This window comes from Bradyrhizobium sp. HKCCYLRH2060 (genome assembly GCF_051168135.1).
In the GTDB taxonomy this organism is placed as follows: Bacteria; Pseudomonadota; Alphaproteobacteria; order Rhizobiales; family Xanthobacteraceae; genus Bradyrhizobium.
In genome coordinates this window covers 305,461-324,505 of the sequence record NZ_JBNPUK010000001.1, presented here as the reverse complement: position 1 = coordinate 324,505, position 19,045 = coordinate 305,461, and the positions used below count along the sequence as shown (strand labels likewise).

Here is a 19,045-nt window from a genome sequence, read left to right as displayed (position 1 = left end):
GCTCAATCCTGATACGACGAGATCTCGATCAGGCTGCCGTCGGGGTCGCGGCAATACACCGAGCGCAGGGTGCCGCGCGCGCCCTGCTTGGCGACCGGGCCTTCCTCGATGGCGACGCCGAGCGCCCTGAGATGCGCCACAACCTCGTCGGGGGTGCTGGTGGTGAGGAAGCAGAGGTCGTCGCTGCCGGCCACGACGTGGTCGGCCGTGAACCAGTCGACCTTGTCCGCGTCCTTCGGTCGCACGTTGATCTTCTGGTTCCCGAACAGCAGCGACGTGCGCCTCGCCTTGCCTTGTCCGGGATCAAACACCTGGACCGTCATGCCCAGCACTGCTTGATACCACGCAGTCGTGCGCTCGACGTCGGCGACATTGATGACCAGATGATCGAGCGCATCGACCTTGACCGGCATGGGCTCTTCCCTCCTGATGGGACATCGATCTCGCCGCCATCGCGGCACTCTGTTACAATCGATGTTACAATAGATCCTGGCGGCTCGTTGACCGCCGCCCAACGATAATGCCTGAGGAAACGCATGATTTCACGTCGTACCGCGCTTGGTCTGATCGCCTCCGCCGTCCCGTCCATCGCTGCTGTTCGCAACGCCTCCGCGGCCGACTATCCCACCCGTCCCGTCCGCTTCGTGGTGGGGTATCCTCCGGGCGGCGCGACCGACATCCTGGCGCGGCTGATCGGCCAGCGGCTGTCCGAGACGCTCGGTCAGCAGTTCATCGTCGAGAACAAGCCGGGAGCCGGCAACAATATCGGCACCGATGCCGTGGTGAACGCGGCGGCGGACGGCTACACCGTGTTGCTCGTCAATCCGGCCAACTACATCAATGCCAGCCTCTACACCAATCTCAAATTCAACTTCGTCCGCGATATCGCGCCGGTGGCCTCGTTCAACCGCGTCCCCAACGTGATGACCGTCAACAAGGACATCGAGGCCAAGACCGTCGCCGAGTTCATCGCCTATCTCAAGGCGAACCCCGGCAAGGTGAACATGGCCTCGTCCGGCAACGGCACCTCGGTGCATCTGTCGGGCGAGATGTTCATGGCGATGACCGGAACCAAGATGCAGCACGTGCCCTATCGCGGCGCGGCGCCGGCGATCACCGACATGCTCGGCGGCCAGGTGCAGGTCATCTTCGACAACATGCCCTCCATCATCCAGCACATCCGCTCCGGCTCGTTGCGGGCGCTCGGCGTCACCACCCAGCAGCGCTCACCGCAATTGCCGGACGTCCGGGCCGTCGCCGAGACCGTACCCGGTTACGAGGCGAGCGCGCTGTTCGGTATCGGCGCGCCGAAGAACACGCCCAAGGAGATCATCGAGAAGCTCAACAAGCAGGTCAACACCATCCTGGCCGAGCCCGAGATCAAGGCCCGTCTCGTCGATCTCGGCGGCGAGCCGCTGATCCAGTCGCCGGAGCAGTTCGGCGCCCAGATCGTCGCCGAGACCGAGAAGTGGAAGAAGGTCGTCGAGTTCGCCGGCCTGAAGGTCGAATGAGACGACCAGGCGACGCCGCAATCGCTGGTCCGCGCGCCGCAACAGGTCCGCGTTGAGGCGCCAGCCCGCCCGACGGGTGTCGAGGGCTGAAGGTGACGTGCCGCGCATGCGACACGTCACTGCCTTGGTTGGTGATCCGTTCCGCCGATTTGTCGTTTTTTGACCATGCCGGTGTGGTGCAACCCTCCGGCCAGAAGAGGAACAGATCATGCGCAAGGTTATGATGATGGCAGCCGGCCTCGTCGGCGTTGCACTTGGTGGCGGTATCGCGCCGGCCTCCGCAGGCGGTTACGACTATCCCTGGTGTGTGCAGGGCCGAGGCGTCGGTTACCCCGGTGACTGCTCCTACCAGACCTTCGAGCAATGCCGGGCGAGTGCCTCCGGGCGCAATGCAGGCTGCGGCATCAATCCGCGCGTCGCGTTCGATCCTGCCCGCCGCCGCCCCTCGGTCTATGTCGATATGCCGCCGCCGCGCCGCGTGCACCGCTATCAGTATTACTGACACCCTCGACCGAGTGGGTCGGCGTGCGCGACCGATCGGCTGACGCAGGCGCGCTTCCGGGATCGCGCGGGCTTGCATCGACTTTGCGTTCGTATATACTTTGTACCGCAAAGTTAAACGAGTCGGTCACCGGCTTCAGGTGAGACATGCGCGATCTCGATAAGGCGCTGGCGGACATCATCGCGATCCGCAGCCAGCTTGCGGCGGGCACGGCATTTCGCGGCTACGGGCCGGCGACGATGGCCGCGACCTCGGCCGTCGCGCTGGTCACTGCGCTGCTTCAGCAGCTGTTTCTGCGCGACCCGACGGCCGACGCGTGGACGTTCCTGCTCGGATGGGCGGCGGCAGCCTGCGTGTCGCTGACCATGATCTGGTTCGAGATGCGGGCGCGATCGCGCCGGCATCATTCCGGCCTTGCAGATGCGATGATCCATCAGGCGGTCGAGCAGTTCCTGCCAGCGGGCATCGCCGGCGTGCTGCTCGCGGTGCTCTTGTGGAAGTTCGCGCCGGAGGCGCTGTGGATGCTGCCGGGCCTGTGGCAGATCCTGATGTCGCTCGGCGTGTTCGCGTCGGTGCGCTCGCTGCCGCGCACGGTAGCGCTTGCCGGGGCGTTCTATTTCATGGCCGGCTTCGCCGTGTTGCTGGTCGGCAGCGCCACGCATGCGCTGTCGCCGTGGACGATGGGGCTTCCGTTCGCGATCGGACAGGGGCTGATGGCGGGCATTCTGTATTTTGCGACCGGAGAGTCCGATGTCGAAGACTGATGGCAGCGCGCCGTTCTCCTATGACGGCCTCGATCGCGTCATCCACGAGAAGGCAAGGCTCGGCCTGCTCACCTCGCTGATGGCGCACCCGAAGGGTCTCGCCTTTGCCGACCTCAAGCAGCTCTGTGGGCTGACCGACGGCAATCTGTCGCGGCATCTGCAGGTGCTGCAGGAGGCCGGTCTCGTCGAGGTCACCAAGGGCTATGAGGGCAATCGCCCGCATACCACCTGCCGGCTGACGAAGGCGGGACGCCGCCGCTTCCTCGACTATCTCGCCGTGCTCGAGCGCCTCGTCCGCGACGCCGCGGCCGCTGCCGGCAAGGAGCACACGCCATCGTCGGTCGGCCTGATCCCGGGCCGCGTCTGACTCTCGCATCGCGTTTATTTTTGACCTGGAGCTTTGCAATGCAAAGTAGTCTGCAACCTCAATCGCCTGCTGTGGTGGATGGCCTGCATGTTGGCATCATCATGGATGGCAATGGCCGCTGGGCGACGCGCAAGGGCCTGTCGCGGCTGCGCGGGCACGAGGCGGGCGTCGAGGCGATTCGGCGCGTCGTCGAAGCCGCGCCCGACCAGGGCATCGGCACGCTGACGCTGTATGCGTTCTCCAGCGACAATTGGCGACGCCCGCGGGCCGAGGTCGCAGCCCTGATGGCGCTGCTGCGGATCTATCTCGCCAGCGAGGTGGAGGCGCTGGTGCGCAATGGCGTCCGCCTCACCGTGATCGGCCGTCGCGACCGGCTGCCCGGCGGCATCGCCGACGCGATCGGCCGGGCCGAAGCGGCCACCCGCGACGGCAGCACCCTGCATCTGCGCATCGCCGTCGACTATTCGGCGCGCGACGCCATCCTCGCGGCGGCGGCGAAGGCCCGCGACATCGACGGCCTGACGCGTGCGGCGTTCTCCGACCTCGTGACCGGCCAAGCCGGCTTGCGCGACGTCGACCTGATCATCCGCACCTCCGGCGAGCAGCGCCTGTCCGACTTCCTGCTCTGGGAAGGTGCCTATGCCGAGCTGCATTTCACCCAGCGCATGTGGCCCGATTTCGATGCCGCCGATCTGGCCCAGGCGCTCGCCTCCTTCCGCGGCCGCGAGCGCCGCTTCGGCGGCCTCGAGGCGGCGCCGCTGGCACCGGCGCCGGTCGCCTGACGACGGCGCAATCTTTCCGCGCATCGGGGAATCATCTACCGCTTGCAGCACGAGCGCAGAGATCCCCTGATGAAGCACAAGCCCCCGGCCAAATCCGGATCGATGGGCCACAGCGATACGCCTGATGCGCTGTGTGCCGCGGCCTTGCGGCTGCTGCGCGCCGGACAGCTCGCGCAGGCCGAGGATGCGTGCCGCCGCGCGCTGACGCTGGACGCAGCCTCGCTCGACGCGCTGCGTGCGATGGGACAGGTCTGCCTGGCGCTCAAGCGCGCCGATGATGCGATTGAGTGGTTCGCCCGCGCCGTTCGGCAGGACATGTCGGCCGCGGAGTCCTTCGTCGGCCTTGCGCAGGCGCTGCGGCTCGCCGGCCGCACCGATGAAGCGATCAAGGCTTACGATCGCGCGCTGCAGCTGCAGCCGGATGCGGTCGAGAGCTGGGATGCGCTCGGCGAACTGCTGCAGGCGAAGCAACGGCACGCCGAGGCGGCGCTGGCCTGCGATCGGCTGCTGCAGCTCGCGCCCGATCGCGCCGCGACGTGGTTTCGTCTCGGCGAGGTGCTGGAAGCGCAGGGGCGGCGCGACGAGGCGGCCCTGGCCTTCGATCAGGTGGCGCAGCTCAGGCCTGACCACCTCGAGGCGGCCAACAAGGCCGGCGCGCTGCATTTCGATGCCGGTCACTATGAGCAGGCCATCACGCGCTTTGGGCAGTCGCTGGGGCTGATGCCCGATCAGGCGGGCGTGCTGTATCTGAAGGCAATCGCGCTGCGGCGGCTGCGCCGCTACCAGGAAGCCGAGACGTTCGGCCGCCGTGCGCAGGCGCTGGCGCCTGACGATCCCGACGTCGCCAATGGCTATGGCTGCATCCTGCAGAACCTCGGCCGTCACGATGACGCCGTCGCCATGTTCGACAAGGCGATCGCGCTCCGGCCGCAGACCGCGGATTTCCATAATCATCGCGGCACGTCGCTGGCCGAATTGCATCGTTTCGCCGAGGCGTTCGACAGCTTCGATCGCGCCGTCGCGCTGAAGCCGGACCTCGCCGATGCGCATTGGAACGCGGCGCTGTTCCGGCTGCTGACCGGCGACTTCGCCCGTGGCTGGGCGGCGCGCGAATGGGGACGCAAATGTCGCGCCGTCGGCTTCGTCGAGCGCAGCTTCGAGGCGCCGCTGTGGCTTGCCGATGCGCCGCTGGCCGGCAAAACGATCCTGCTGCACAGCGACGAGGGGCTCGGCGACACCGTCCAGTTTTCGCGCTACGCCACCCTGGTGGCGGCGCAGGGCGCGCGCGTTGTGCTCGAGGTCGACGCGCCGCTGCAGCCGCTGTTGTCCGGCCTGGATGGCGTGGCGCAGTGCCTTGCCCGCGGCATCGATGCGCTGCCTTCCATCGACTATCACTGCCCGCTGTCGAGCCTGCCGCTCGCCTTCGCCACCCGGCTCGACACCATCCCTGCCGCGCCGTGCTATCTGCCGCGCCCTCCCGAGGCGCGCCGGGCGATCTGGGAGCAGCGATTAGGTCCGCATGACCGCTTGCGGGTCGGGCTCGTCTGGTCCGGCAACCCCGCGCATCTCAACGATCACAACCGTTCGATTCCGCTGCTGGCGCTCGCGCCGCTGCTCAAGATTGGGGCGCGGTTCGTCAGTCTGCAGAAGGAGCCGCGGCCGTCCGACAAGGCCGCGCTCGCCGCGCGCGACGACATTCTCGATCTCACCGCCGACATCCGTGACTTCGTCGACACGGCTGCGCTGATCGACAGTCTCGACCTCGTCCTCACCGTCGATACCAGCGTGGCGCATCTGGCCGGCGCGCTGGGCAAGCCGACCTGGATCATGCTGCCCTTCACGCCGGACTATCGCTGGCTGCTCGGCCGTGACGACAGTCCCTGGTATCCGAGCGTGCGGCTGTTCCGCCAGGACGCGCAACGTGACTATGCCGACGTCGTCGTGCGCGTGCGCGATGCGCTGGCGCAGCAGGTCGCGGCGTTTTCCGCGACTTAAGGATCGGCATTCAGCAGCCCGATCGAGATCTCGTGGATGCGCCGCGTCAGCTCGGCGACGCTGCGCCATCCCGTCTTCTCCCGGGTGCGCTTGAGATGCGTGTAGACCGTCGTGACCTTGATGCCGCGATGCGCGGCATATTCGACCGCAGTCATGCCGGTACTCAGCGCACAGGCCAGTTGCGCCTCCGCCCTGGTCAGACCATGAAGGTCCTGAAGCAGATGCGCCGCCGGGCTGTCCCGCATCGGATCACGCACCAGCATCACCACCATCGCAGCGGGCCAATCCGAACGGGGGTGTCGTTTGTGCAGGGAGCGCAGCGATATCGTGCAAGGCGGCAAGCCGCCTGGACGAGGCGCCAGGAAATCGAGCGCAGCATCCGTGCCGATCAGGCCGTCGGTACGCGTCGCCGCGCTGAGCGCGCGCGCATAGCGATTGCGCAGATCGGCCGAGGCGAAGGCGATGCCGCGCCTCTCGATCCGGAACATGGCGCCGTCTGCCGAGATGGCTTGCAGGCTCGGATTGAGGTAGACGATCTCGCCTCTCGGATCGAGCAGTGCGACGCCGTCCTTCAGCACATCGAGTGCGGTCGTGCCGATATCGTTGCCATAGGCTGTGACGAGGCTGTTTCGCATTCTAAGTGCGCGCTGCAGATGGGGCGTGAGGCGGTGCATCAGGGCGATGTCGGCCTTGCCGACATGGCCCTGCCGCGGCGTTCGCTGCAGGGTCAGGGCGACCATCCGCTGCGGCGACCGCTCCAGCACCGCTGAGAGGAAATAGCGAAGCCCGGCGCGCGGCAGGAACTCTGCATAGAACGGATCGCGGTTCATGGCGCTCTCGTCCATGACCTGATAGTCCCAGGCCAGTTCGCCGCGCTGTTGGTTCAGCGCCATGCGCAGGCGCGGATTGCGGGGCGCGAAGTAGGCGAGGTAGTCGTCGCCCTCGGCCGCAGCAACACCGCTGCTGTGAAAGGTCAGGGGCTGCCGGACGATCGGGTCGATGACCTCGAAGGTGGCACCCTCGGACCTCGTCAGTTCCCGGACGCAATCCAGTGCGTCCGTGATGCCATCCGGTTCCGCAAAGCCCTGATAGATGGCGTCCAACGCCCGCGAATAGAACTCGCTCTGCACGGTGACCTCGCTGCCATGACCGGGAAAGGGTGCGCCGGTCTGAATAATCAACCCGGGCGCGTGGACGATATTCCCCTTCATGGGTCGGCATGCGGCGCGTGAGGTTCATCGCGCAACGGTCGCGCGAAGCCGCGAGATTGGCAGGCCTGCCCAGGCCGTCGGCTGAGGAGTGGCGCACGATCGGAGCTTCACTTGGCCGGAGATGAGTGATGAGGATCCCTGTGCCGCGCGTGCGGCGACAGTCGCACAGAATTCGACGTCGGATGCGCCGGATGGCGCGGGCCGTGCTCGCCGCGCTTCAGGAGTCGCGGTTGTGCACCGCGCGCCGATTGATCCACGATCATCGGCATCTGCTCGACTGATGAGATATGAGAAGGACGCCGGCCGAGCCCCGGAGCCTGTCATGCTCCGGGGCTCGGCATCGCCAGGCTACTCAGCGACGGCGTCGCCCGAGCCGCCGAACTCGCGCGGAAAGTCCTTCAGCTTCGGCAGGCCGTCGCGCATCGGCAGCACGGTCTCGGCATAGTTCACGTGCACGGCCGGCTTGAAATCGAGATCCGGAAGCGTTGCCGCGAACACGTCGACCAGCCCGAGCGGCGGATGAGTGGTCATCAAATGTCCACCGCATTTGGCGCAGTACTGCCGCTGGCTCAACGGCGTCTTCTGGAACATCGCCACGTGCTCGGTGCCGGCTGCGATCCTGACCGCGTCCGGCTTCCACAGGCTGAAGGCGTTGACAGGGCCGCCCGACCACGAGCGGCACGACCGGCAGTGACAATAGCCCATCGCCTCTGGCGCCCCGGACACCTCGACTTCGACCGCTCCGCAAAAACATCGTCCAGTGAGTGTCATCCTCGTCCTCGTTGGTTGTAAGGCCGCAGACGGCATCACTCCCGAAGCCCTGTGTCTTGGCGCGCGGCGACGATCGGCAGGGCTGGCACGACCGCGCGTGACCCAGTTCACATTCGGCCATCCTCCGACAGGCGACATCCTCTGATCGGAGGACGCCGCGTTTGCGGCGATGACGCTATCGATTCCGCCTTGGATGGAGCGCGCGGCTCCAGGTTTCAGTTTCGGATTGTCTCGGGTGATCGCATGTCAGGTTTCAATTCGCGCATCGTCGAATTCTCGACCGACAACATTCCGGAACCGGAGCGCGCGGCGTTCTGGCGCGAACACTACGGCCAGGTCATGCTGCGTGTCGATTTCGAGCCCGCGCCGGATCTCGCGTTCAAGGCGCGCAATCGGGCCCTGACCCTGCCAGGGCTGCAACTGCTCGATGCCTGGGCCACGCCGGCGCGCATCTCGCGGTCCGGCCGCTATCTTGCCGACGGTGCGGACAATGTGATCCTCGCGATCAATCGCCAGGGAACCGCGTTCGTCGAGTCCGCCGGGCAGATCCGCGAGCTGCGCGAAGGCGAGGCGGCGATCCTCAGCGGCGCCGATGCGAGCGCGTTCCATCGCACCAGCAATGGTCGATCGTTCACGCTGCTGATGCCGCGCGTGATGGTCGAAGCCGCGGATGTCAGCATCGCGGATGCCTTGATGCGGCCGATGCCGGTCGATCGCGGCGCATTGCAGCTGCTCGACCATTATGCGGGCTGGCTCATGGCCAGCAGCGGCGCGATCGATGCGCAACTGCTCAATCTGTCGGTACGCCACGTCCAGGACCTGCTCGCGCTGTCGATCGGGCCGGCCGCCGACCTCGCCGAGACGATGCGCGCGAGAGGATTGCGCGCGGCGCGGCTGAAGCTCGCAAAATCGTTCCTCATCGCCAACAGCCGGCGCCGCGACATGTCGGTGGCGACGATCGCGGCGAAATTGAACGTCACGCCACGCTACGTGCAGCGCCTGTTCGAGATCGACGGCACCACCTTCTCCGCGTTCCTGTCCGGCGTGCGGCTTGCGAACGCGCATCGCATGCTCTGCGACCCGGCCCATGGCCAGCTTGCGATTGCCAGCATCGCCTATGATGTCGGCTTCGGCGATCTCTCGCACTTCAATCGCTCGTTCCGACGCCAGTACGGGCTGACCCCGCGGGAGGTCCGGGGCGATTGCGGAGGCAGCCGCGGGCAGCCGACCGCGCGCGTGTCCTTAACGGGGAGCACGCCATGACGTCCAAGACGATCGTGTTGAGGATCCTCGATGGCATCTTCGTCGCGGCAACCGGCCTTCTCCTGCTCATGCTCGCCGGTCTGCCGATCGAGTGGATGCTCGTCCTGCTCGATATGTCGCCACGTGAATTCCAGGCGTTCGCCTTGTTCGTCATCTTCAGCAGTCTGCTGCTGATCCATGCCATCGCGACGTCGGATTCCGCGCCGTAACCCAAACGTGATCGCAGGCTTCGGCGGCATGCGCGGGGCTGGTTGAGCTGTGTCAACGGATTCTCCCGCGCCTATGGCAAACGAGCGCCATGCTTCAGCGGAGAAGGTTTTTCGGAATGGATCCACAGGACACGCAACTCGCCGGCGACGAACGGCCCGTTCAGCGCGTCCGTGCTGAAACCGCAGCCGTCGTTCCCACGCCGGCGATGCCGGTTCCTGTGTCCCATCAGCCGCGGCGCAGGTGGGCAGTGTGGCCGCTTCTCGTGCTCCTCCTTGCCGTCGGGGCGGCCGGTGGTGGCGGCTACGTCTGGTGGCAGCGGCTGCATCCGCCGCTGCCCCTCGGCATCAGCGTCAGCAATGGCCGCATCGAGGCTGACGAGATCGACATCGCGACCAAATATGCCGGCCGTGTCGCCGAGCTGCGCGCCGATATCGGCGATCGCGTCGAGGCCGGGCAGATCGTGGCGCGGATGGACACGAAGGAGCTGCAGCAGTCGCTGTCGAAGGCGCAGGCCCAGGCCGAGCAGGCGCAGCACGTGGTCGATCAGGCCCGTGCCAATCTCGCGCAACTGCAGGCGCAGAAGACGCTCGCCGAGCAGGAGATGGAGCGCACCCGCAGCCTGCTGCAGAGCGGCTGGACCACACGGGAGCTGGCCGATCAGCGCCAGCAGGCGCTCGACACTGCGACCGCCGGCCTTGCCGGCGCGCAGGCGCGGATTTTCGAAGCCGAACGCGGGCTCGAAGCGGTCCGTCACGACGTCGCGCTCTACACCGTTCAGATCGCCGACAACTCACTGATCGCGCCAAAGCCCGGCCGTATTCAATATCGTCTCGCCAATGTCGGCGAAGTCCTCGCCGCGGGCGGCAAGATCTTCACCATGCTCGACATCGGTTATGTCTACATGGACGTGTTCCTGCCGACCGAGGAGGTCGGCAAGGTCAAGATCGGCACCGACGCGCGGATCGTGCTCGATGCCTATCCGGATCGTCCGATCCCGGCGAAAGTGTCGTTCGTGGCGAGCCAGGCGCAGTTCACGCCGAAGACCGTCGAGACCCGCAGCGAGCGCGACAAGCTGATGTTTCGCATCCGTGTGCGCGTCGATCAGGACAGGCTGGCCGCACATGCCGATGCCGTGAGGAGCGGATTGCCCGGCGTGGCGTATGTCCGGTGGAATCCCGACGTCGCATGGCCGGCGCGCCTGCAAGCAGCGCCATGATGGCCGACATGATCGGCGATGCGTCTCCGGTCGCGATGGTCAGGGACGTCTCGCAGCGCTATCGCGACGTGGTCGCGCTCGACAACGTCTCGATCGACATTCCCGCAGGCCGCGTGGTCGGTCTCATCGGCCCGGACGGCGTCGGCAAGTCGTCGCTGCTGTCGATCCTGGCCGGCGCGCGCGCGATCCAGGACGGGCAGGCGCGCGTGCTCGGCGCCGACATGGCCGACCGGCGCGCCCGCACGCAAGTGTGTCCGCGGATCGCCTACATGCCGCAGGGCCTCGGCAAGAATCTCTATCCCGATCTCAGCGTGCGCGAGAACATCGCGTTCTTCGCCCGGCTGTTCGGCCAGTCGCGGTCCGAGCGCGACTGGCGCATCGCCGAGCTGATGGAGGCGACGGCGCTGTCCGATTTCGCCGACCGGCCGGCGAAAAAGCTGTCCGGCGGCATGAAGCAGAAGCTCGGCCTTTGCTGCTCGCTGATCCATGATCCCGATCTTCTCATCCTCGACGAGCCGACCACCGGCGTCGATCCGCTGTCGCGGCGGCAGTTCTGGGACCTGATCGACCGCCTGCGCGCGCGCAGCGCGGCGGGCATGAGCGTGATCGTCGCCACCGCCTATATGGAGGAGGCCGAGCGTTTCGACTGGCTGATCGCGATGAACGACGGGCGCATCCTCGCGACCGGTACGCCGGCCGAGCTCAAGGCGCAGACGCAGGCCGCCTCGATCGAGGATGCGTTCGTCGCGCTGCTGCCCGACCGCTCGGCGCACGACCGCGCCGAGATGCCGGCCAAGACCGAGCTCGACGGCAGCCACGAGACGGTGATCGTCGCGCGCGACCTGACCTGCCGCTTCGGCGATTTCACCGCGGTCGACGGCGTCAACTTCCAGATCCGCAAGGGCGAGATCTTCGGCTTCGTCGGCTCCAACGGCTGCGGCAAGACCACGACGATGAAGATGCTGACGGGGCTGCTGCCGCCGACCGAAGGCGAGGCACTGATCTTCGGCCGCTCCATGGAGGCCGGCAATCACGAATCACGCAGCCGGGTCGGCTACATGTCGCAGGCGTTCTCGCTGTATGGCGAGCTCACGGTGCGGCAGAACCTGGTGCTGCATGCGCGGTTGTTTCATCTGCCGCGCGACGCCGCCGAGAAGCGCATTGCCGAGCTGGTCGAGCGCTGCGACCTGACCGATCACATCGACGGCCTCGCGGCCGATCTTCCGCTCGGCATCCGCCAGCGCTTGTCGCTCGCGGTGGCGATCGTCCACAGGCCGGATCTTCTGATCCTCGACGAGCCGACGTCGGGCGTCGATCCGGTGGCGCGCAATCAGTTCTGGCGCCTGCTGATCGAGCTGTCCCGCCAGGACGAGATGACGATCTTCGTCTCGACGCATTTCATGAACGAGGCGGCGCGCTGCGACCGGCTGTCGCTGATGCATGAGGGGCGGGTGCTGGCGACCGACACGCCGGACGGCCTGATCCGCGCCAAGGGCGCGCAGACGCTGGAGCAGGCCTTCATCGCCTTCCTCGAGCAGGACGCTGGTGTCGCCGATCCGCCGGTCACACTGACCCAGGCGAGGCCCGATCCAAAGCCCGCCGACCGGCCGCGCGAGGAGCGACGGCGGGGCGCTGTCAGCCTGCGGCGGCTGCTCGCCTACACGATCCGCGAAGGTCTCGAGCTGATCCGCGATCCGATCCGGCTGATGTTCGCGCTGTTCGGAACGGCGTTCCTGATGATCGTGATCGGCTTCGGCATCTCCACGGACGTCAACAACCTGACCTTCGCCGCGCTCGACCGCGATCAGTCGCCTGAGAGCCGCGCCTATCTCGCCGAGCTCAGAGGCTCGCGCTACTTCGTCGAGCGGCCGCCGCTCGCCGACTATGCCGAGCTCGAACGGCGGATGAAGAGCGGCGACATCAAGGCCTCGATCGAGATCCCGCCGAACTTCGGCGTTGACATCAAGCGCGGCCGGCCCGCGTTCGTGTCGGCCTGGATCGACGGCGCGATGCCGTTCCGCGCCGAGACCATCCGGGGCTATCTCGAAGGCACGCATCAGCTCTATCTGTCCGATCCCGCCGTCAAGACGACGCAGCCATTGCCGCCCTCGCCGGTCAATGTCGAGATCAGGTTCAAGTACAACCAGGCGTTCGACAGCATCTACGCCATGGCTCCGAGCACGATCGCGCTGTTGCTGGCGCTGTTTCCAGCCATCCTGATGGCGCTCGCGGTGGTCCGCGAGAAGGAGCTGGGGTCGATCACCAATCTCTATGTCACGCCGGTGACGCGGCTCGAATTCCTGCTCGGCAAGCAGCTGCCCTACATCGCGGTCGCGCTGGCGAACTTCGCGCTGATGTATGTGATGGCGATGGTCCTGTTCCGGGTCCCGCTCAAGGGCGCGTTTCTGCCGCTGATGGTCGGTACCTTGGTCTATGTCATCACCACGACCGGCTTCGGCATGTTGATCTCGACCTTCTGCCGGACCCAGATCGCGGCGCTGTTCGGGACCGCGATCCTCACCGTGCTTCCGGCGACGCAGTTCTCGGGCATGCTGGTCCCGGTGTCGTCGCTGTCCGGCGTGGCCAAGCTGATCGGCATGGTGTTCCCGATGACCTACTACCGCCCGATCGCGGTCGGCACCTTCACCAAGGGGCTTGGCTTTGCCGATGTCGGCGCCGACATCCTGATCCTCTTGATCTTCATTCCCGTCCTGACGGGGTTCAGCCTGGCGATGCTGCCGAAGCAGGAGGCGTAAGCCATGATGCGCTCGCTCTCCAACGTGTTCTGGCTCGGCACCAAGGAGCTGCGCAGCCTGTTCGGCGACGCCGTGCTGATCGGGCTCGTGATCTATTCGTTTACGGTGGCGGTGATCAGCCAGGCGCAGAGCAGCTCGCAGGAGCTGCATCGCGCCTCGATCGCCGTCGTCGACGAGGACAGCTCCGAGCTGTCGCGTCGGATCGCCAGCGTATTCCAGCTGCCTTACTTCCAGCCGCCGGTCTACATCAGCCAGAGCGAGGTGGAGCGGCTGATGAACAACGGCCGCTTCACCTTCGTGCTCGACATCCCGCCGAATTTCCAGCGCGACGTCCTGGCGGGCCGCAAGCCCTCGGTGCAAGTGAACGTCGACGCGACCGCGATGATCCAGGCGGGGATCGGCTCCGGCTATGCGCTGCAGATCATCAACACCGAGGTTGCCTGGTTCGTGGCCCGCTCGGAGACGTCCTCGTCCTCGCCGGTCAACCTGGTGACGCGGATCGCGTTCAATCCCAACGTCACCACCGCCTGGTTCGAAGGCGTGATGGGCATCATCAACAGCGTCACCATGCTCGCGATCATCCTGGCCGGCGCGGCGCTGGTGCGCGAGCGCGAGCATGGCACCATGGACCATCTTCTGGTCATGCCGCTGTCGCCATTGGAGATCGCGATGTCGAAGATCTGGGCCAATGCGCTGGTGATCGCCGTCGCCGTCGCCATCGCGCTCTACGCCGTCGTGCGCTGGTATCTGCGCGTGCCGATCATGGGCTCGATCCCGCTGTTCATGGTGGGCACCGTGCTCTATCTGTTCTTCGCGACCGCCGTCGGGTTGTTTCTCGGCACCATCGCGCGATCGATGCCGCAGCTTGGCCTGCTCTATATCCTCGTCGCCGTGCCGATGAACCTGTTGTCGGGCGGGATGACGCCGGTGGAAAGCCAGCCGGTGTGGCTTGCCACCATCATGAAGGCGTCGCCATCGACCCATTTCGTGTCGTTCGCCCAGTCGATCCTCTACCGCGGTGCCGGCCTCGATGTGGTGTGGCCGCAATTCGTCGCGGTGGCGGCCATCGGCGCGGTGGTCCTGGCGTTGACCTTGCGCCGCTTCCGGGCGGCGATCGCGGCGGCCTGAGCCCGCCCTCGACCCCAACAAAAAAGCCTCGGCACTGCGGCCGAGGCTTTCCCTTGAATGGTGTCGGTATGGATGACGGCGATCAGTAGCGCGCGGCCGCCGGGCCACCAAACTTGTAGTTCACGCCGACCCGGACCGTGTGGAATGAGAAGTCCTGCGACAGGCGCTCGACGTAGTTCGAGCCGGGCGGGGCGAATGTGCTGCCCGGGACGTAGGCCGAGGTGTAGTTGATGCTGCCGAGGTCGGTGTAGAGATATTCCGCCTTGACCGTCCAGTTCGGCGCGAACGCATGCTCGACGCCGGCGCCGACCGTCCAGCCGACCCGCGTCTCGTTGGCAGAGGCGGTCTTTGTGTAGCCATTCGCCGAGGTCAGATCCCAGCTGCCCTTGACATTGCCGACGGCGAGGCCGCCAGTGACGTAGAACAGCGTCGTATCGACCGCGTAACCGGCGCGGCCGCGCAGGGTCATGAACCAGTCGTTCCGGATGCTCTCGTTGAAGGTGCGGGTCGTGGGCGGGTTGGCCGCCGTGTAGACCGTCCGCTTGTTGAGGTCAGATCCGTTGATGTCGGCCTCGATGCCGAAGACGCCGGCGCCGCTCTGCCAGTTGTAGCCGGCCTGCAGACCGCCGAGCACGCCAGCCGGATTGAGCCGGTTGTTGCTGATGTTGACGAACTGATTCTGGAAGGCGGCGCCCTCGACCGCCCAGCTGCTGGTCTGGTCCAGCGTCGTGTTCAAGTTCGACCGGCCCCAGCCATAGCCGACGCTGCCGCCGAAGTAGAAGCCGGTCCAACTGTAGATCACGGCCGGGGGAGGCGCCTTGGTGTAGCGGGCCGGCAGATCCGCGGCGAATGCGCCGAGCGAGCTGGCGAGGAGCAAAGAGACGGCGGAGGCAAGGGTTTTCATCGGTCACAATCCTCAATGAATATCAGCAACATTGAGACAAGGATTTCTCACAATTCGGCCTATTAGGCTGTAGTTCAACTACAACACTCGTGAGCGTAAGTATCTGTGACGACGTCACTTTATGCGAGTGCGTCCTTAACCTTAAGTCGTTGTAAATTCGAGCGTGCGGCGGGGAGGCGGTCGATCGATACCGTCGTCGATCGACGATCCGGACAATTCGACGCACCGCGTTAGTCAACGATTCGCCAACCATCCGCACGCTCCATCGCGCCCGCTAACGATTTCGCAAAGTGCATGCGTGCACCTTCGGCACGTCCTGGGGGACGGAGAGGGGAGAGCATCATGATGATGAATGGGGAAGCGGTTCTCGAGAACGTGCGGCGCTATCGTACCATCGCCTCCTTGTACCGCCAGACCGCGGCGTTCCGTCCGCATCAGCGCGACTCACTGCTGGCGCAGGCTGCCGAATGGGAAAGCCGCGCGGTCGCCGAACTCGAGGATTACTTCCTCGCCCGCCATGCACCGTCACAACCGCCGGCGAACTTGAACTTCAATATCAGCCATCATGGGGCCTCCTACAGGTCGTCGCACCGGCAGATGGCTGCGGCGTAGCGCCAGATCACGGCACCGTTTTTTCGCTGCGCTCATCCGGATGGCGCCTTATGCTGCATCTCACTCCGGTGCCATGCGCGCTGCAGCGAGCAGGCCGATCAGGGCGGACAGCGCGCCCACGCTCATCGCGTTGATTGCGATCAGCGAGGCGTAGTTGAGATCCACGACGCTCATCACCGGCTCGCCGAGCCGGGAATCGATCAGCAGATAGCAAACGAACGGCAACGCGAGCAGCGGCAAGGACCGCAGGCGCTCCGTGGGTGCGAACAGCAGCGCGGCCAGCAACACGCAGGGAATGAGAAACAGCTCGACGCCGCTCTGGGCGCCGAACAGCTTGACGCAGAACACGGTGTTGGCAGTTCCGGCGAGCACCATCAGGGCGCGGCCGGCGAACGGCTGGCGCTTCGCGAGCACAGGCACGGTCGCGAACAACGGCGTCGTGAGCAGCGTCAGCCAGGCCGGCCAGGCCGCCCGGCCTACAATGGCGTGGAGATACAGCGGGTAGAACGGCTGGTTGGAGACGATGACGAGCGCCACTTTGGCGGCAATGTCGGAGCGCGCATCATCGGCCGATGCATAGGCCTGCACGGCGGCCAGCCAGCGTCCGAACGTCTTGCCCATTCAAGTCCCTCAATTCCGCAGGCCGCCGCGCGCGCCTCGGCCTGGAAACGCGCTGGCGTTCAAGGCAGATCATTCGTCTCGGGAATGGGGGCCGATCACGCGTTCAACGCGGTGCGGATCATGCGGGCAAGGTCGGCGCTCTGATAGGGCTTGGTGAGCAGCAGCACGCCGGCATCGAGGCGGCCGTGATGGACGATGGCGTTCTCCGTATAGCCCGACGTGTAGAGCACCTTGAGGTTCGGGCGCCGCTTCAGCGCCTCGATCGCGAGCTGGCGACCATTCATGCCGCCGGGCATGATGATGTCGGTGAACAGCAGGTCGATGCGGGGGTGACTGTCGATCAGCGCCAGCGCCTCGTCGGCCTTGCTGGCGGCGAGCGTCGTGTAGCCGAGCCGCTTGATCTGGGCGATGACATATTCGCGCACCAGCGAATCGTCTTCCACGATCAGGATCGTCTCGTCGCCGCGCTCCATGCCCTCGGCGCTGATGGTCGACAGTGCCGCGTCGGCGTCGGCATTGGCCTGCGGCAGGTACAGCTTGACCGAGGTGCCGTGCCCCGGCTCGCTGTAGATCTTGATGTGCCCGTTGGATTGCTTGACGAAGCCGTAGACCATGCTGAGGCCGAGGCCGACGCCCTTGCCGACGTCCTTGGTGGTGAAGAACGGCTCGAAAACCTTTTCGAGCAGATTGGCGGGAATGCCTTCGCCGGTGTCGCTGACCGCGATCATCACGTAGTTGCCGGGGATCACCTCAGGGTTCATGCGCGCATAGGCGGCGTCGAGCAGGACGTTCTTGGTTTCCAGGGTCAGCTTGCCGCCGTTCGGCATGGCATCGCGCGCGTTGAGCGCGAGGTTCAGGATCGCGGTCGACAGCTGGCTCGGGTCGATCATGGCCGGCGCCGAATCGTGCGCCAGCATGGATTCGATCTCGATCTGCTCGCCGAGCGTCCGGCGCAGCAGGCGCGCGGTGTCGACGACCATGCCGTTGATGTCGACGCTGCGCGGCTGCAGCGGCTGGCGGCGGGCGAAGGCCAGCAGGTGTTTGGTCAGGTCGGCACCGCGCGCTGCGGCCGAGTTGATCAGGCTGGTGATCTGCACCAGCTGCGGACTGTCCTTCACCGCCTCGGCCAGGATCTCGATGGTGCCCGTGATCACGGTGAGGATGTTGTTGAAGTCGTGCGCGACGCCACCGGTGAGCTGGCCGATCGCCTCCATCTTCTGCGCCTGCCGCACCTGCGCCTCGGTGGCCTCGATCTCCTGGAAGCGCTTGACCATGGCTTCCGCGGTGCGGCGCTGCCGCGTCTCCTCCTCGAGCTGTGCATAAGCGTTCCGGAGTTCGGCGCGGGACGGCATGGTCAGGACCCGCGGCAGCATCAACAGCAGCGCCGCGGCGATGCCGACCGACATGAAGGCCAGGAAGCCCTTGGTGGCCGCCTCCAGGCTGTAGGCTGGAACCCAGATCGTGAGCACCTCGATCAGCCGCGTCATCCCACAGAAGGACACCCACAACGCGAAGGCCCAGAAGATGTAGCTGAACTGAAAGTCGCGGCGGCGATAGACGATGAAGGCAAGCACGAACGCAATGGTGAAGAAGGCGAACGAGGTGAGGATGTCGGACACCGTATTCACCCATATCAGCTCAGGTGTCCACAGCAGGCACTCGCCATGCGGCGTGAGCATCGACATGTCCGATTTCCCCAAAACATGTAGCCGACGGACCGTGTCGCCCCCGCGGCTCGGCCGGTTCCCTTAGCAGATCATCGAATTTCCGTTGAGCACACAAGGGTTCTCACTGTCGCGACGTACACATTCGGTAAATGGGCACCGCGAGCATGGTTGGCTCCGCGTCGATCCGATTGCTTACGGCTGAGCGTGTGCCGGGAGCTCTCTTTAACATGCGCGGCTTGACGACCGTGTACCGATCGGTACATAGTATTCCGAATGGTACACAAGGAGATGTCCCGTGAGCACTCTCGCCCCGCCGTTCACGCTGCAGACCGCCACCCAGAAGGTGCGCATGGCCGAGGATGGCTGGAACAGCCGCGACCCCGAGCGGGTGTCGCTGGTCTACACGCCCGACAGCCGGTGGCGGAATCGCGCAGAGTTCATCACCGGCCGCGCCGAGATCGTCGCCTTCCTCACCCGCAAATGGGCCAAGGAGCTCGACTACCGCCTGATCAAGGAGATCTGGGCCCACAGCGACGACCGGATCGCGGTGCGCTTCGCCTATGAGTGGCACGACGACAGCGGCAACTGGTTTCGCTCCTACGGCAACGAGAACTGGGAGTTCGACGCGCAGGGGCTGATGCAGCGTCGCTACGCCTGCATCAATGACCTGCCGATCAAGGCGGCCGATCGCAAATTCCACTGGCCTCTCGGGCGCCGGCCGGACGATCATCCCGGCCTGACCGAATTGGGACTTTGAAGCAGGGA

At 65.8% G+C, this 19,045-nt stretch carries 19 protein-coding genes; 13 read left to right on the top strand and 6 right to left on the bottom strand.

Annotated features, from left to right (window positions below):
- Positions 1-2: 2 nt before the first annotated feature.
- Positions 3-413 carry a VOC family protein gene (locus ACQR10_RS01350; protein WP_315803876.1) on the bottom strand — a complete coding sequence of 137 codons (411 nt, stop codon included), beginning with the start codon at positions 411-413 and terminating at the stop codon, positions 3-5.
- A gap of 123 nt (positions 414-536) precedes the next feature.
- On the opposite strand from ACQR10_RS01350, the gene ACQR10_RS01345 reads away from it, so the two are divergent.
- The 6 genes from ACQR10_RS01345 to ACQR10_RS01320 all read left to right on the top strand — a co-directional run bounded on the left by ACQR10_RS01345 (position 537) and on the right by ACQR10_RS01320 (position 5,921).
- Complete coding sequence (locus ACQR10_RS01345; protein ID WP_434911752.1) at positions 537-1,511, top strand: Bug family tripartite tricarboxylate transporter substrate binding protein; 975 nt, start codon at positions 537-539, stop codon at positions 1,509-1,511.
- 208 nt (positions 1,512-1,719) lie between these two features.
- On the top strand, positions 1,720-2,013 hold the full coding sequence (locus ACQR10_RS01340; protein WP_315803874.1) for a DUF3551 domain-containing protein: 294 nt from the start codon (positions 1,720-1,722) through the stop codon (positions 2,011-2,013).
- A 146-nt stretch (positions 2,014-2,159) separates the two neighbouring features.
- Complete coding sequence (locus ACQR10_RS01335; RefSeq protein ID WP_315715042.1) at positions 2,160-2,777, top strand: hypothetical protein; 618 nt, start codon at positions 2,160-2,162, stop codon at positions 2,775-2,777.
- Positions 2,764-3,144 (top strand): winged helix-turn-helix domain-containing protein, encoded by a 381-nt coding sequence (locus tag ACQR10_RS01330; protein ID WP_315735483.1) that lies wholly within the window; start codon positions 2,764-2,766, stop codon positions 3,142-3,144. Before ACQR10_RS01335 ends, ACQR10_RS01330 begins: the two co-directional genes overlap by 14 nt.
- Before the next feature lie 38 nt (positions 3,145-3,182).
- Entirely contained in the window at positions 3,183-3,926 is a 744-nt protein-coding gene (locus ACQR10_RS01325; RefSeq protein ID WP_316179114.1) for a di-trans,poly-cis-decaprenylcistransferase, read from the top strand.
- A gap of 69 nt (positions 3,927-3,995) precedes the next feature.
- A complete protein-coding gene (locus ACQR10_RS01320; protein ID WP_434911751.1) occupies positions 3,996-5,921 on the top strand; it encodes a tetratricopeptide repeat protein in 1,926 nt (641 codons plus the stop codon).
- On the opposite strand, the gene ACQR10_RS01315 is transcribed toward ACQR10_RS01320, so the two are convergent.
- Together ACQR10_RS01315 and ACQR10_RS01310 are read right to left on the bottom strand one after the other, a co-directional pair.
- Positions 5,918-7,132, bottom strand: a complete 1,215-nt coding sequence (locus ACQR10_RS01315) for a helix-turn-helix transcriptional regulator (RefSeq protein ID WP_434911750.1) — start codon at positions 7,130-7,132, stop codon at positions 5,918-5,920. The two genes, ACQR10_RS01320 and ACQR10_RS01315, sit on opposite strands and share 4 nt — an antisense overlap.
- A gap of 348 nt (positions 7,133-7,480) precedes the next feature.
- Positions 7,481-7,903 carry a GFA family protein gene (locus tag ACQR10_RS01310; RefSeq protein ID WP_315803869.1) on the bottom strand — a complete coding sequence of 141 codons (423 nt, stop codon included), beginning with the start codon at positions 7,901-7,903 and terminating at the stop codon, positions 7,481-7,483.
- Positions 7,904-8,146: 243 nt separating this feature from the next.
- Here ACQR10_RS01310 and ACQR10_RS01305 point away from each other — a divergent pair, with 243 nt between their 5' ends.
- From ACQR10_RS01305 to ACQR10_RS01285, 5 genes are all read left to right on the top strand, one after another.
- Complete coding sequence (locus ACQR10_RS01305; RefSeq protein ID WP_316179119.1) at positions 8,147-9,166, top strand: helix-turn-helix domain-containing protein; 1,020 nt, start codon at positions 8,147-8,149, stop codon at positions 9,164-9,166.
- Entirely contained in the window at positions 9,163-9,375 is a 213-nt protein-coding gene (locus ACQR10_RS01300; protein ID WP_316179121.1) for a hypothetical protein, read from the top strand. The genes ACQR10_RS01305 and ACQR10_RS01300 overlap by 4 nt, the downstream gene beginning before the upstream one ends.
- 116 nt (positions 9,376-9,491) lie before the next feature.
- Entirely contained in the window at positions 9,492-10,592 is a 1,101-nt protein-coding gene (locus ACQR10_RS01295) for an HlyD family secretion protein (RefSeq protein ID WP_410051937.1), read from the top strand.
- A gap of 8 nt (positions 10,593-10,600) precedes the next feature.
- Positions 10,601-13,348 carry a ribosome-associated ATPase/putative transporter RbbA gene (rbbA, locus tag ACQR10_RS01290; protein ID WP_434911787.1) on the top strand — a complete coding sequence of 916 codons (2,748 nt, stop codon included), beginning with the start codon at positions 10,601-10,603 and terminating at the stop codon, positions 13,346-13,348.
- A 3-nt stretch (positions 13,349-13,351) separates the two neighbouring features.
- The gene (locus tag ACQR10_RS01285; RefSeq protein WP_434839951.1) at positions 13,352-14,476 is read left to right on the top strand and encodes an ABC transporter permease; all 1,125 of its coding nucleotides are present in this window, start codon (positions 13,352-13,354) and stop codon (positions 14,474-14,476) included.
- An 82-nt stretch (positions 14,477-14,558) separates the two neighbouring features.
- Here ACQR10_RS01285 and ACQR10_RS01280 read toward each other — a convergent pair whose 3' ends face one another.
- Positions 14,559-15,380, bottom strand: coding sequence for an outer membrane protein (locus tag ACQR10_RS01280; protein WP_316215328.1), 822 nt, complete (start codon positions 15,378-15,380; stop codon positions 14,559-14,561).
- Positions 15,381-15,722: 342 nt separating this feature from the next.
- Here ACQR10_RS01280 and ACQR10_RS01275 point away from each other — a divergent pair, with 342 nt between their 5' ends.
- On the top strand, positions 15,723-15,992 hold the full coding sequence (locus tag ACQR10_RS01275) for a hypothetical protein (RefSeq protein ID WP_316215327.1): 270 nt from the start codon (positions 15,723-15,725) through the stop codon (positions 15,990-15,992).
- A 60-nt stretch (positions 15,993-16,052) separates the two neighbouring features.
- On the opposite strand, the gene ACQR10_RS01270 is transcribed toward ACQR10_RS01275, so the two are convergent.
- Together ACQR10_RS01270 and ACQR10_RS01265 are read right to left on the bottom strand one after the other, a co-directional pair.
- Positions 16,053-16,613 (bottom strand): hypothetical protein, encoded by a 561-nt coding sequence (locus ACQR10_RS01270; protein WP_316215326.1) that lies wholly within the window; start codon positions 16,611-16,613, stop codon positions 16,053-16,055.
- Positions 16,614-16,708: 95 nt separating this feature from the next.
- The gene (locus ACQR10_RS01265) at positions 16,709-18,298 is read right to left on the bottom strand and encodes an ATP-binding protein (protein WP_316215325.1); all 1,590 of its coding nucleotides are present in this window, start codon (positions 18,296-18,298) and stop codon (positions 16,709-16,711) included.
- A gap of 277 nt (positions 18,299-18,575) precedes the next feature.
- Here ACQR10_RS01265 and ACQR10_RS01260 point away from each other — a divergent pair, with 277 nt between their 5' ends.
- Positions 18,576-19,037: a nuclear transport factor 2 family protein gene (locus tag ACQR10_RS01260; RefSeq protein ID WP_315803861.1), complete on the top strand. Its 462-nt coding sequence runs from the start codon at positions 18,576-18,578 to the stop codon at positions 19,035-19,037.
- Positions 19,038-19,045: the final 8 nt, after the last annotated feature.

Excerpts from the sequence above, each read along its gene's own strand:
- ACQR10_RS01350 (WP_315803876.1), bottom strand. The coding sequence starts at position 413 with ATGCCGGTCAAGGTCGATGCGCTCGATCATCTGGTCATCAATGTCGCC.
- ACQR10_RS01345 (WP_434911752.1), top strand. The coding sequence starts at position 537 with ATGATTTCACGTCGTACCGCGCTTGGTCTGATCGCCTCCGCCGTCCCG.
- ACQR10_RS01340 (WP_315803874.1), top strand. The coding sequence starts at position 1,720 with ATGCGCAAGGTTATGATGATGGCAGCCGGCCTCGTCGGCGTTGCACTT.
- ACQR10_RS01335 (WP_315715042.1), top strand. The coding sequence starts at position 2,160 with ATGCGCGATCTCGATAAGGCGCTGGCGGACATCATCGCGATCCGCAGC.
- ACQR10_RS01330 (WP_315735483.1), top strand. The coding sequence starts at position 2,764 with ATGTCGAAGACTGATGGCAGCGCGCCGTTCTCCTATGACGGCCTCGAT.
- ACQR10_RS01325 (WP_316179114.1), top strand. The coding sequence starts at position 3,183 with ATGCAAAGTAGTCTGCAACCTCAATCGCCTGCTGTGGTGGATGGCCTG.
- ACQR10_RS01320 (WP_434911751.1), top strand. The coding sequence starts at position 3,996 with ATGAAGCACAAGCCCCCGGCCAAATCCGGATCGATGGGCCACAGCGAT.
- ACQR10_RS01315 (WP_434911750.1), bottom strand. The coding sequence starts at position 7,132 with ATGAAGGGGAATATCGTCCACGCGCCCGGGTTGATTATTCAGACCGGC.
- ACQR10_RS01310 (WP_315803869.1), bottom strand. The coding sequence starts at position 7,903 with ATGACACTCACTGGACGATGTTTTTGCGGAGCGGTCGAAGTCGAGGTG.
- ACQR10_RS01305 (WP_316179119.1), top strand. The coding sequence starts at position 8,147 with ATGTCAGGTTTCAATTCGCGCATCGTCGAATTCTCGACCGACAACATT.
- ACQR10_RS01300 (WP_316179121.1), top strand. The coding sequence starts at position 9,163 with ATGACGTCCAAGACGATCGTGTTGAGGATCCTCGATGGCATCTTCGTC.
- ACQR10_RS01295 (WP_410051937.1), top strand. The coding sequence starts at position 9,492 with ATGGATCCACAGGACACGCAACTCGCCGGCGACGAACGGCCCGTTCAG.
- rbbA (WP_434911787.1), top strand. The coding sequence starts at position 10,601 with ATGATCGGCGATGCGTCTCCGGTCGCGATGGTCAGGGACGTCTCGCAG.
- ACQR10_RS01285 (WP_434839951.1), top strand. The coding sequence starts at position 13,352 with ATGATGCGCTCGCTCTCCAACGTGTTCTGGCTCGGCACCAAGGAGCTG.
- ACQR10_RS01280 (WP_316215328.1), bottom strand. The coding sequence starts at position 15,380 with ATGAAAACCCTTGCCTCCGCCGTCTCTTTGCTCCTCGCCAGCTCGCTC.
- ACQR10_RS01275 (WP_316215327.1), top strand. The coding sequence starts at position 15,723 with ATGATGATGAATGGGGAAGCGGTTCTCGAGAACGTGCGGCGCTATCGT.
- ACQR10_RS01270 (WP_316215326.1), bottom strand. The coding sequence starts at position 16,613 with ATGGGCAAGACGTTCGGACGCTGGCTGGCCGCCGTGCAGGCCTATGCA.
- ACQR10_RS01265 (WP_316215325.1), bottom strand. The coding sequence starts at position 18,298 with ATGTCGATGCTCACGCCGCATGGCGAGTGCCTGCTGTGGACACCTGAG.